This window comes from Actinoplanes sp. NPDC049802, from assembly GCF_040656595.1.
Taxonomy (GTDB): domain Bacteria; phylum Actinomycetota; class Actinomycetes; order Mycobacteriales; family Micromonosporaceae; genus Actinoplanes.
This window is the reverse complement of sequence record NZ_JBFAMR010000050.1, coordinates 50,991-62,545: the sequence shown is the minus strand read 5'-3', so window position 1 is coordinate 62,545 and position 11,555 is coordinate 50,991. Positions and strand designations below refer to the sequence as shown.

At 70.6% G+C, this 11,555-nt stretch carries 11 protein-coding genes; 5 read left to right on the top strand and 6 right to left on the bottom strand.

The features are described from left to right. Positions 1 to 115 precede the first annotated feature (115 nt). From mug to AB0I88_RS28575, 3 genes are all read right to left on the bottom strand, one after another. Entirely contained in the window at positions 116 to 673 is a 558-nt protein-coding gene (mug, locus tag AB0I88_RS28585; protein ID WP_361031163.1) for a G/U mismatch-specific DNA glycosylase, read from the bottom strand. 130 nt (positions 674 to 803) lie between these two features. Further along, entirely contained in the window at positions 804 to 1,565 is a 762-nt protein-coding gene (locus tag AB0I88_RS28580; protein WP_361031160.1) for an SDR family oxidoreductase, read from the bottom strand. Beyond that, on the bottom strand, positions 1,546 to 2,325 hold the full coding sequence (locus AB0I88_RS28575) for a helix-turn-helix transcriptional regulator (RefSeq protein ID WP_361031157.1): 780 nt from the start codon (positions 2,323 to 2,325) through the stop codon (positions 1,546 to 1,548). The genes AB0I88_RS28580 and AB0I88_RS28575 overlap by 20 nt, the downstream gene beginning before the upstream one ends. Positions 2,326 to 2,445: 120 nt before the next feature. Here AB0I88_RS28575 and AB0I88_RS28570 point away from each other — a divergent pair, with 120 nt between their 5' ends. Then, positions 2,446 to 2,811 carry a nuclear transport factor 2 family protein gene (locus tag AB0I88_RS28570; protein WP_361031154.1) on the top strand — a complete coding sequence of 122 codons (366 nt, stop codon included), beginning with the start codon at positions 2,446 to 2,448 and terminating at the stop codon, positions 2,809 to 2,811. Positions 2,812 to 2,814: 3 nt separating this feature from the next. Here AB0I88_RS28570 and AB0I88_RS28565 read toward each other — a convergent pair whose 3' ends face one another. Continuing rightward, positions 2,815 to 3,399, bottom strand: a complete 585-nt coding sequence (locus AB0I88_RS28565; RefSeq protein ID WP_361031151.1) for a helix-turn-helix domain-containing protein — start codon at positions 3,397 to 3,399, stop codon at positions 2,815 to 2,817. Positions 3,400 to 3,562: 163 nt separating this feature from the next. On the opposite strand from AB0I88_RS28565, the gene AB0I88_RS28560 reads away from it, so the two are divergent. After that, positions 3,563 to 4,210, top strand: coding sequence for an HAD-IA family hydrolase (locus AB0I88_RS28560; protein WP_361031148.1), 648 nt, complete (start codon positions 3,563 to 3,565; stop codon positions 4,208 to 4,210). 194 nt (positions 4,211 to 4,404) lie between these two features. Beyond that, positions 4,405 to 5,310 (top strand): RIO1 family regulatory kinase/ATPase, encoded by a 906-nt coding sequence (locus AB0I88_RS28555; RefSeq protein ID WP_361031145.1) that lies wholly within the window; start codon positions 4,405 to 4,407, stop codon positions 5,308 to 5,310. Positions 5,311 to 5,371: 61 nt separating this feature from the next. Here AB0I88_RS28555 and AB0I88_RS28550 read toward each other — a convergent pair whose 3' ends face one another. Beyond that, positions 5,372 to 5,617 (bottom strand): DUF2630 family protein, encoded by a 246-nt coding sequence (locus AB0I88_RS28550; RefSeq protein WP_361031142.1) that lies wholly within the window; start codon positions 5,615 to 5,617, stop codon positions 5,372 to 5,374. Between the two features lie 80 nt (positions 5,618 to 5,697). On the opposite strand from AB0I88_RS28550, the gene AB0I88_RS28545 reads away from it, so the two are divergent. Both AB0I88_RS28545 and AB0I88_RS28540 read left to right on the top strand, forming a co-directional pair. After that, on the top strand, positions 5,698 to 6,288 hold the full coding sequence (locus AB0I88_RS28545; RefSeq protein WP_361031140.1) for a sugar O-acetyltransferase: 591 nt from the start codon (positions 5,698 to 5,700) through the stop codon (positions 6,286 to 6,288). Between the two features lie 14 nt (positions 6,289 to 6,302). Then, positions 6,303 to 6,653 carry a hypothetical protein gene (locus AB0I88_RS28540; RefSeq protein WP_361031137.1) on the top strand — a complete coding sequence of 117 codons (351 nt, stop codon included), beginning with the start codon at positions 6,303 to 6,305 and terminating at the stop codon, positions 6,651 to 6,653. Between the two features lie 2,048 nt (positions 6,654 to 8,701). Here AB0I88_RS28540 and acnA read toward each other — a convergent pair. After that, a complete protein-coding gene (gene acnA / locus AB0I88_RS28535) occupies positions 8,702 to 11,488 on the bottom strand; it encodes an aconitate hydratase AcnA (protein ID WP_361031134.1) in 2,787 nt (928 codons plus the stop codon). Positions 11,489 to 11,555 lie beyond the last annotated feature (67 nt).

The window sequence follows — 11,555 nt, the reverse complement described above, 5'->3', positions numbered from 1 at the left end:
GCGACCACGCGAACGGCCGACCGGCCGGCGACCACGCGAACGACCGCCCGGGCGGCGACCACGCGAACGACCGACCGGCCGGCGACCACGCGAACGACCGCCCGGGCGGCGCCCGTCATCGTGCGGGCGTCGCCGCGGCGCGGAGCGCCGCGAACTCCGTGATCAGCGCGGGCAGCTGGAAGTGAGCGTTCAGCCCGCTCGGATTCGGCAACACCCACACCGGTACGCCCGCGATCCGTTCCTCCTGCGGCCCGATCCGGGCCTTGGGGCGGCCGAAGGCGGCGCGATAGGCGGTCACCCCGAGCACCGCCAGATATCGCGGGCGCAACCGGTCCACACGTTCCACCAACTGTGCGCCGCCTTCGGTGAACTCATCCAGGGCGAGTTCGTCGGCGCGTGCGGTGGCACGGGCCACCACATTGGTGATGCCGAGCCCGAGGGCGGGCAGCAGGTGCTGTTCGGAGGGGTCCAGCAGGCGGTCGGTGAAACCGGCTCCGTGCAGCGCCGGCCAGAACCGGTTTCCCGGACGGGCGAAATGGTGGCCGGTCGCCGCCGAGTAGAGGCTCGGATTGATGCCCGAGAACAGCACCAGCAGATCGGGTCCGGCCACATCCGGTACGGTCCGGCCGGCGGCCGCTGCCATGTCCTCAGCGCTGGGACGGCGTACCGTCATCGGTTTCCCGCCGGGCCGCCCCGCGGCCACCGGATCGCCTTGCGGGCCCGGGGTGCGGTTGGCGCGTGCCGGGCTGTTCGGTGCGCCGGAGCCGGGACCCGGTGATGAGCGCCGCCGGCGGGTGGCCCGCTCACAGGGTGCGGAGGGCGCCGCCGTCGACGGGAACCGCGACACCGGTCACGTAGCTGGCGGCGGGGGAGAGCAGGAACGCGGCGACACGCCCGAACTCGGTGGGCTCGCCGATACGGGCCAGGGGGATCCCGGCGGCGACCGTCTCGGCCGCGGCGGCCGGGTCGGGGGCGGCCTCGAAGAGTTCCCGGCTGCGGTCGGTCATGAAACGGCCCGGCAGGATGCTCAGCACCCGTACGCCGCGCGGGGCGAACTCGTCGGCCATGTCCTTCGCCACCATGGCCAGGCCGGGGCGGAAGCCGTTCGACAGGCCCAGGCCGGTCAGCGGGGTCTTCACCGAGGTGGAGAGGACCAGGCCGACGGCGCCGCCCTCGGGCAGGGCCGAGGCGAACGTGCGGGCCGCGCGGACCGAACCCAGGAAGACGGTCTCGAAAGCTGTCGTCCACTGGTCGTCGCTCATGCTCGCCGCGGTGCCGGGAGCGGGGCCGCCCACCGAGACGAGGGCGCCGTCCAGGCGGCCGAAACGCTCCTGCGCGGCGTGCACCAGTTCCCGCGGGGTCCTCGGGTCGGCCAGGTCGGCGGTCACGCCGAGGGCGTGCTCGGGGCCGCCCAGCCGGCCGACCGCCTCGGCGACCCGGTCGGCGTCCCGGGAGGAGACGACCACCCGTGCGCCGTCGCCGACGAGCGCCTCCGCGGTGGCGAACCCCAGCCCGCGCGAGGCGCCGGTGAGGATGAAGACACGATCAGCCAGCCCAAGGTCCATGGGACGATCCTGCCATCCGGCGGCCGAGTGCTGTCGCGGTGGCCGGGTCGGCCGGCAGGAACGCCTCGATGGCCAGTTCGGACAGGGTGACGTCGCGCGGGGTGCCGAGCACCGACGTGATGCTGAACATGTTCAGCTCGTCGAACCGCAGCGGCACCACCAGGCCGTCGGGACGGACGCCGGCCGTGCCACCGGGATAGCCGGCCAGTTCGGCGCGCAGCTCGTGCAGCATCGGGTCGGCGGTGGCAGCGGCCTGCCGGTCCAGGCGATGCAGGATGTGGGTGCGCCATTCGGCGAGGTTGCCGATGCGTGGCGCCATGCCGTCCGGGTGCAGCGCCAGGCGCAGCACGTTGACCGGCGGCGCCAGCAGTTCCGGCGCGCATCCGCCGGTGAACAGGGCCACCGCCTCGTTGCCGTCGACCATCGTCCAGTGCCGGTCGATCAGCACCGCCGGGTTCGGGGAGTGCCCGGCCAGCACGTCGCGGAGGGCGGCCAGCACGTCGGCCAGTGGCGGGCCGTCCAGTTCCGTCTCCGGGAAGGCGGGAGCGTACCCGCCGGCCAGCAGCAGCTCGTTGCGGGCGCGCAACGGCACGTCGAGCTCCTCGGCCAGGCGCAGCAGCATCTGCCGGGTCGGCCGGGAGCGCCCGGTCTCCACGAACGACAGATGCCGGGTGGACACCCCGGACCGGCCGGACAGATCGAGCTGGCTCATCCTCCGGGTGTCCCGCCAGCCGCGCAGCAGCCTTCCCACCTCGCCCATACGGGGCAGCGTAGGCAGGGGTCGCAGGCCGTCACCATTACCTCCGGGGTAATCGACGCCGTTCCTCCGCCCGGGCAGGCTTGGCCGTCATCAGCCGGCCTACGTGAAGGGACGAGAGAGATGAGCGACTTCGACACCGTGATCGACCGCTACCTGGGCGTGTGGAACGAGACCGACCCGGTCGCCCGGCGGGCCGCGATCGACGAGCTGTTCGCCGAGAACGTCCGCTACGTCGACCCGCTCGCGGCGGTCGAGGGGCGCGACGCGCTGGACGCGGTAATCGGTGCGGCGCGGCAGCAGTTCGCCGGGCTGGTGTTCAGCTCCGGCGGGCCGGTCGACGCACATCACGACCAGGCGCGTTTCACCTGGCATCTGGGCCGGCCGGGCGGTGAGCCGTTGGTGGTCGGCTTCGACGTGGCGGAACGCGACGCCGACGGCCGGATCTTCCAGGTGCTCGGCTTCATCGACCGGGCGCCGGGCCTGTAGAGATCACGCGATGGGTTTGCGGACCGCTTCCTCGACCACGTCGAGGACGCGGACCAGCTCGCCGGCCGGGCGGCCGGTGGCCAGGTGCAGCACCAGGCCGTCGTAGGCGAGCTCGAGGAACTGGGTGAGCACCTCGACCGGGACGTCCTCCCGCAGCACCCCGGCGTCGCGCTGCCGCTGGAGACGCTCGCGGGTGGCGTCGGCGATCGCGGCGGACCGTTGCGCCCAGCGTTTGGCGAAGGCCGGGTCGGTACGCAAGCGGTGTGACACCTCGAGCTGGGTGCCGAGCCAGCCTGCCGTGTCGCCCTCGCTGTTGCCGGCCCGGTCCAGCAGGTCGCGCATCACCTGGACCAGGCCGTTGCGGGCGACGGTCTCCACCATGGTGGCCGCGTCGTCCTCGGCCACGGCGAGGAACAGATGTTCCTTGTCCCGGAAGTGGTGAAAAATCGCGCCGCGGGACATGCCGGTGGCCTCTTCGAGGCGGCGGACGGTGGCGCCCCCGTATCCGAACCGCGCGAAACAGGCGCGGGCCGCACTGAGGATCTCGTGGCGGCGCGCATCGAGCTGGTCCTGACTCACCCTGGGCACGTCGCTGATCGTTTCACGGGGCCGGACCCTCTTGCAATCCGTACGTACGGCTTACTACAGCAGCCGTCACTCGACCGGATGATGCGAATTCCCCCCTCGTCCGGGCGCATTGTCAACAGCCGTGGACTGGGCGCTCCGGTGGGCGCTCACGTAAAGTGCCCGCGTGCCTCTAGTCTTCCTCGCCCTGGACGACACCCTGCTCGATCGCAGCGGTGCCTTCCGGCTGTGGGCTAAAGGCTTCCTCGACGAGATCGCCGCCCCTCAGGACGATCTGGAGTGGCTGGTCTCGGTCGACGCCGACGGGCTGACCTCCCGCTGGGACCTGGCCGACCTCATTCTGGAACGCTACCGGCTGCGGGTGCCCGCCATCGACCTGGTCGACGAACTGAACACCGGCCCGCTCACCTTCGAACGACTGGACCCGATGGTCGGCTGCGCCCTGGAGATCGCCGGGGACGCCGGGCTGGTGCCGGTGGTGGTCACCAACGGGGCCACCGAGCAGCAGGAGGCGCGGATCCGGCGCACCGGGCTGGACCGTTATGTCGCCGACTGGGTGATCTCCGAGCAGTGCGGGGTGAGCAAGCCGAACCCGCGGATCTTCGCCCTCGCCGCGCAGCGGGTGCGGATGCGGCTGGCCGGGGCCTGGGTGGTCGGCGACAGCCCGGAGGCCGACATCGGTGGAGCCGCCGCGCTCGGCCTGCCCAGCGTGTGGCTGCACCGCGGGCGGGACTGGGTGGACAACCGGTTCGCGCCGACGCGTGTGGTGGGCAACGTGATCCAGGGCATCTCGGCGATCATGGCGGCGCGGTAATCGATCATGGTGATGCGGTAAATCGGTTGCGCCCGTCCGGGTGATCGGAAAGAGTGGGCGCGTCCGAACCACCGGGCCGCCGTGTGTGCGTGTCCCGACGAGAGAGAAGGGGGTGTGGACCTCGTGGCTGTCTTTGTCATGCCTGTTGCCGTCCAGCCTTCCCCGACGACTTCTTTCTCCGAGGAGACCCTTCAGTGCGCGAGCACGAGACGACCATGCGCCGTGGGCGCCGCAAGTTCGACGACGACGAACCGACTTTCGTAAAGCGCGGCCGGCTCGAACCGGCCCTGCAGGAGGATCCGGACCTGCCCGAGGAGGGCGACCGCTGGTCCACCTGGGACGGCGCTCTGCACGGTCCCGATCCCCGGCCCGGCTGGGTCCGCACCGAGTACGGTGCGGTCGACACCGAGCTGGGCATGCTCAAGACCGGCAAGGAGGCCGACGTCTTCCTGGTCCGGCGTGCCGTCCCGGGCACCGATCAGATCAGCATGCTGGCCGCCAAACGGTACCGTGACGGCGACCACCGGATGTTCCACCGGGACGCCGGCTATCTCGAGGGCCGCCGGGTCCGCCGGTCCCGGGAGATGCGTGCCATGTCCAACCGGACCTCCTTCGGCAAGGAGATGATCTCCGGGCAGTGGGCGGCCGCCGAGTTCGGCGCGCTCAGCCGGCTGTGGCAGGTGGGCCAGGAGAGCGGCCTGATCTGTGTGCCCTACCCGGTCCAGCTGAGCGGCACCGAGCTGATGCTGGAGTTCATCGGGGACTGGGAGACCGGTGAGGCGGCGCCGCGGCTCGCGCAGGTGCGCGCCGACGGCGGCGAGCTGGCAGACCTGTGGCGGCAGATGACCGACGCGCTGTCGGTGCTGGCCCGGGCACAGGTGGCGCACGGCGACCTGTCGCCCTACAACACGCTCGTCCACAACGGCCGGCTGGTGCTCATCGACCTGCCGCAGATCGTCGACGTGATCGCCAATCCGCGCGGCGGCGAATTCCTCGCCCGGGACGTGCGCAACGTGGCCGGATGGTTCCGGTCACGGGGGCTGGCCGTGGACGAGGAGACGCTGATCGAGCGCCTGCACCACGAAGCGGGGCTGCGCTGAACTGCAGACCCCGGCCCGGCCCGCGGCCGCCGCACCCACGGCGGCCGCGACCGGCGCCGGCTCACTGAATGTAGTTCTCCACCTCGGTGACGCTGTGGGCCTGCTCGGCGTCGGGGTCGTGCCCGGCCGAACGGGCCGCACGGCGCCGGCGCAGCAGGTCCCAGCACTGGTCCAGCGACTCCTCCAACTCGCGGAGGCGGGTGTGCTCCTCGTCCGAGGAGATCTTGCCCTCGCTCAGCTGGCGGCGCAGCCGGTGCTCCTCGTCGACCAGGTCGCCGATGCGGGTCAGCACAGTCTTGTCATCCATTACCGAAGCCTATTCATCCGGTACGGGCCGGTGGGTGCTCGCCACGGCGTGTCCACGCTGACATCTGCGATGATCATCGGGTGACGCTCGAGGAACAACGGCAGCTCATCCTCTCCGGCCGGATGTACAACGACCTGACCAGCGAACTCGTCGAGGCCCGGGAGCGAACCGTGCTGCTGGCCGACGAGTACAACGCCAGTTTCGGGCGGCCGCAGGCCGAACGGGAGGCGATTCTTCGGCGGCTGCTGCGGTCGGTGGGGCGGGAGTGCCACTTCGAGCCGACGTTCCGGTGCGAGTTCGGTTTCAACATCAGCGTCGGCGACCACTTCTACGCCAACTTCGACTGCGTGATGCTCGACGGCGGTGGCATCACCATCGGCGACAACGTGCTGTTCGGCCCGCGCGTCGGCATCTACACGTCCAACCACGCCCTCGACGCGATCGAGCGTGCGGCCGGCGCCTGCTACGCGAAGCCGGTCGTCATCGGCGACAACGTGTGGGTCGGTGGGGGAGTCACCATCAATCAGGGCGTCACCATCGGCGACGGGGCGATCATCGGATCCGGCAGCGTGGTCACCAAGCCGATCCCGGCCGGGGTGATCGCGGCCGGCGTCCCGGCCCGTGTGCTGCGTGAGATCACCGACGCCGACAAGACCGGCTTCCGGCCCTGACCCCGGGAGGCTCGATGGACGAGCGAACCGATCCGGTCGAGATCCTGGCGCACGTGGGTGAGCGGGACGGGCGGGCCCGAGCCTTCGAGGTGTGGTGCTACCGGGCGCAGAAGGCCGGGTGGGAGGTGGACGTCGAGTCGACGTCGTTCGAGGACGACGGTGACGTGTGCGGGATCGTCCACATCGAGGGCCTGCGGTACCGGATCCGGCACAGCCCGCGGGTCCGCCGGCAGGTGTACCACGTCGACTCGGCCCAGCATCCGATCGCGGTGGCGGTCGCCATGACGGCGGGCGGCGAGATCGAGGGCCGGGTCACCCACGGTGTCGAGTTCACGCACGCGGCCTGGGCCGAACCGATCCTGTGACCGCGACGATCACCCGCGGGGGTCGCCCGGCCCGCTGAAGATCAAGATCATGCTGTCGCACCTGAGTGGGTGAACGGACCGCTGCTCCCGCCGAGGGCCGGGCGCGGGCGGCCAGTCGCCTGGCGGCTCCTGAACGGCCACCCCTACCCGGCGACGTGCGTGAGCGGTTGCGCTCACCCCCCACCCCGGCTGCCCGAGCGCTGACCCTGCTGGCTATTTAAGAAATGCTCTTTACCAGCGCATATCTGGTCCGGTCCCTGGCCGCCAGGCCTCACCTCGGGGTGTCGGGTAGCGAAAATCGGACCTGTGCCAAGGATTCCATGGCCTGCGACGGCGACTCCAGGGAGGTGGGGACCCCTCCGCCGGGGCGTTTCCACAGGTAGACGGCTTTCCTTAAATAACCATCAGGATCAGTGCTGACCCTGCTGGCCAAATCGCCCGCCCCGCCCGCCTGCACGCCCGCAGGGCGGGGTGCACAGCGCACCGACGGTGTCCCGGGCACCGCTGTGACGCTCGTGAGCGGCCGCGCAGGGCCCTGCGTGCGTGGCCGAATCGCTCGGCCCCGTCTGCCCGCCGCGCGGGGTGCACAGCGCACCGAGGTGTGCCCCCGAGTACCGCTGTGACGCTCGTGAGCGGCCGCGCAGGGCCCTGCGTGCGTGGCCGAATCGCTCGGCCCCGTCTGCCCGCAGGGCGGGGTGCACAGCGCACCGACGGTGTCTCGGGCACCGCTGTGACGCTCGTGAGCGGCCGCGCAGGGCCCTGCGTGCGTGCCCGAATCGCTCGGCCCCGTCTGCCCGCCGGGCAGGCGCACACAGCGCACCGACGGCGCGCCCTGTCGTCCTGTCGTCCTGTCGCCCTGCCGTCCTGCCGTCCTGGCGTCCTGGCGTCCGGTGGGCGGAGGGCCGGCGTGCTGGGCGATGTGTGCTCGGAGAACGTGACACCCGTAGTGGGTGTGGGGACACCCGTTGCGGGTGTCACGTCTGCGGAACACCGATGGCCGGGATCCGTGTCCCGTCTCCCCGGACGGGAATTCGTCTCTGCGTGCGCTGCCAGCCGGTGAACGTGACGGTGATGGCGTGCGACGGCCGGCCGGTGCCGCACGCTGGAATTCACGGGGCAGCGTCAACAGCGATCACCGAGGAGCCATCGCGGGCCGGCCGGGTCGCTTTGCCGGTCTTGGCCAGCGACGAGCGCACCGTTCACGCATTGCCGTGTACATGCGCAACCGCCGCAGCGGACGGGTCTTCACCGGTCTTGGACCGCCGATCGCCGTCGCCGCCGATCGCCGTCGCCGTCGTCGCCGCCGCCGATCGCCGTCGCCGTCGTCGCCGTCGTCGCCGCCGTCGTCGTCGTCGCCGGTCATCGGAGCCCTGATCCAGGTCCGGTTTCCGCTACCCGGCACCCCGCGTCGTGAGGCCTGGCGAAGCGGGGCCGGACCGGATATGCGCTGGTAACGAGCCTTTATTGATAAGCCGGCAGGGTCAGCCTTGCCTTGAGCTCTCTCGAAACAGCCCCGGCAACCGGCTGGTCTCGTCGGCCGAGTCCCGGCCTGCTCGATGGCCTTGAGGTGCTCTGGCGGCCAGCCGGGGTTCTGGCTGGCTTTCAGGATTGTTTCGAAGGCCTGGAGGGAATTCTGGCGGCCGGCTGGGTGTTGTCGGCTGGCTTTCAGGGTTGTTTCGGCGGGAGGTGGACCTGGGGGCCGGCTGGATGTCGTCGGCTGGGGTCTCAGTGCCGTTTCGGGGGCTTCAGGTGGTCCTGAGGGGCGGTGGGGCTTCGGCCGGCCGGGCCGGGTTCCGGCTGTGGCTCAGTGTTGTTTCGGGGGTGGGGCAGCGTTCAGGGCCAGGCGGGGTTGAGCGCAACCGCTCACGCACGTCGCCCGGGGCGGGGAGCGTTCTGGACGCGCCAGCGGCCAGCGAGTCGTCGCGGGCCCTCGGCGGGAGCAGCGGTCTGTACCCACCACCCCGCTACGACCTCCAGATCTTGATCTTGGGGGTTACGCGGAACGCCCCGCCTTCCGGGTGGGGAGGGCGGGGCGTCACCGGTGATCGTCAGCTGCGGAGCATCTTGCGGAGGACGTACTGCAGGATGCCGCCGTTGCGGTAGTAGTCGGCCTCGCCGGGCGTGTCGATGCGGACGACGGCGTCGAACTCGACACCGGTGTCCGTGGTGACCTTGACCGTGCGCGGCGTGACGCCGTTGTTGAGTTCGGTGACGCCGGCGAACGAGAAGGTCTCGGTGCCGGTGAGGCCGAGGGACTCGGCGTTCTGGCCCTGCGGGAACTGCAGCGGCAGAACGCCCATGCCGATCAGGTTGGAGCGGTGGATACGCTCGTAGCTCTCGGCGATGACGGCGCGGACGCCGAGGAGCATGGTGCCCTTGGCGGCCCAGTCGCGCGACGAGCCGGAGCCGTACTCCTTGCCGGCGAGGATGACCAGCGGGATGCCGGCCTCCTGGTAGGCGACGGAGGCGTCGTAGATGGTGGTCTGCTCGCCGGTCAGGTGGTTGAGCGTGAAGCCGCCCTCGACGTCGTTCAGCAGCTGGTTGCGCAGTCGGATGTTGGCGAAGGTGCCACGGATCATGACCTCGTGGTTGCCGCGGCGCGAGCCGTAGCTGTTGAACTCGGCGCGCGGGACGCCGTTCTCCGCGAGGTACTTTCCGGCGGGCGAGTCCGGCTTGATCGAGCTGGCCGGGGAGATGTGGTCGGTGGTGACCGAGTCGCCCAGCTTGGCGAGCACGCGGGCGCCGGCGATGTCGGTCACCGGGCTCGGCTCGGCCCGCATGCCCTCGAAGTACGGGGGTTTGCGGACGTAGGTGGAGTCGCTCGACCAGGCGAACGTGTCGCCGGTCGGGGTCGGCAGCGACTGCCACTGCTCGTCGCCGGCGAAGACGTCGGCGTAGGCGGTGCTGAAGCCCTCGGCGCCGATGGCCCGGGCGATGGTCTCGTCGATCTCGGCGTTGGTCGGCCAGATGTCGTCGAGGTGGACCGGCTTGCCGTCCGAGCCGATGCCGAGCGGCTCGGTGGTGATGTCGATGTCCATCGAGCCGGCCAGCGCGTAGGCCACCACCAGCGGCGGGGACGCCAGGTAGTTCATCTTGACGTCCGGGTTGATCCGGCCCTCGAAGTTGCGGTTGCCGGAGAGGACGCTGACCGCGGTCAGGTCGGCCTCGTTGATGGCGGCCGAGACCTCCTCGGGCAGCGGGCCGGAGTTGCCGATGCAGGTGGTGCAGCCGTAGCCGACCAGGTTGAAACCGATCTTGTCGAGGTACGGCGTGAGCCCGGCCCGGTCGTAGTAGTCGGAGACGACCTTGGAACCCGGGGCGAGGGTGGTCTTGACCCACGGCTTGCGGGTCAGGCCGCGCTCGACGGCCTTCTTCGCGAGCAGGGCGGCACCGATCATGACCTGCGGGTTCGACGTGTTGGTGCAGGACGTGATGGCGGCGATGACGACCGCGCCGTGGTCCAGTTCGTACTCCGCGCCGTCCTCGCCCTTGACCAGGGTGGGCTTCGACGGCCGGCCGGTCGCCCCGTTCGCCGCGCTGAAGACGTGCGGCCGGTCGGCCGGGTCGTCGACGCCGTTGGCCGGCGAGTCGCTGGCCGGGAAGGACTCGGCGCTGGCCTCGTCGGCGTGGCCCTGGGGCTGCACGTAGTTCTTGAGGGCGTCGCGGAACATCGGCTTGGCCTCGCTCAGGAGCACCCGGTCCTGCGGGCGCTTCGGGCCGGCCAGCGACGGGACGATCGTCGACAGGTCCAGCTCGAGCTTCTCCGAGTAGTCGGGCTCGGCGTCCGGGTCCAGCCACAGGCCCTGGCGCTTCGCATACGCCTCGACCAGCGCCACCTGGGCGTCACTGCGGCCCGTGAGGCGAAGGTAGTCGATGGTCTGCTCGTCGATCGGGAAGATCGCGACGGTGGAGCCGTACTCCGGCGACATGTTGCCGATGGTCGCGCGGTTGGCCAGCGGGACGGCGCTCACGCCGGGTCCGTAGAACTCGACGAACTTGCTGACCACACCGTGCTTGCGCAGCATCTCGGTGATGGTGAGCACCAGGTCGGTGGCGGTGGTGCCGGCCGGGGCCTCGCCGGAGAGCTTGAAGCCGACGACCCGCGGGATCAGCATGCTGACCGGCTGGCCGAGCATGGCGGCCTCGGCCTCGATGCCGCCGACGCCCCAGCCCAGCACGCCCAGGCCGTTGACCATGGTGGTGTGCGAGTCGGTGCCGACCACGGTGTCCGGGTACGCCTGGCCGTTGCGCTCCATGATGGTGCGGGCCAGGTACTCGATGTTGACCTGGTGCACGATGCCGGTGCCCGGCGGGACCACCTTGAACTCGTTGAACGCGGTCTGGCCCCAGCGCAGGAACTGGTAGCGTTCGCGATTGCGCTGGTACTCCAGTTCCACGTTGCGCTGGAAGGCGTCCTCACGGCCGAACAGGTCGGCGATGACCGAGTGGTCGATGACCAGCTCGGCGGGGGCCAGCGGGTTGACCTTGGTGGGGTCGCCGCCCAGGTCCTTGACGGCCTCGCGCATGGTGGCCAGGTCCACCACGCAGGGGACGCCGGTGAAGTCCTGCATCAGCACCCGTGCCGGGGTGAACTGGATCTCGACACTCGGGTCGGCGGTCTGGTCCCAGCTGCCGAGCGCGGTGATGTGGTCGGCGGTGATGTTCGCGCCGTCCTCGGTGCGCAGCAGGTTCTCCAGGAGGATCTTCAAGGAGTAGGGCAGGCGTTCGTGCCCCTTCACCTTGTCGATCGTGAAAATCTCGTAGCTCGCGTCTCCGACGCGCAGCTCGCTCTTCGCACCAAAGGTGTCGAGGCTGGCCACCGTCATCTCCTTCACACCCAGCGACTGGAAGTCAAGTCTTTCGCACCGAAAGGGCAACCCCTTGGTTAGGTTTGCCTAACTC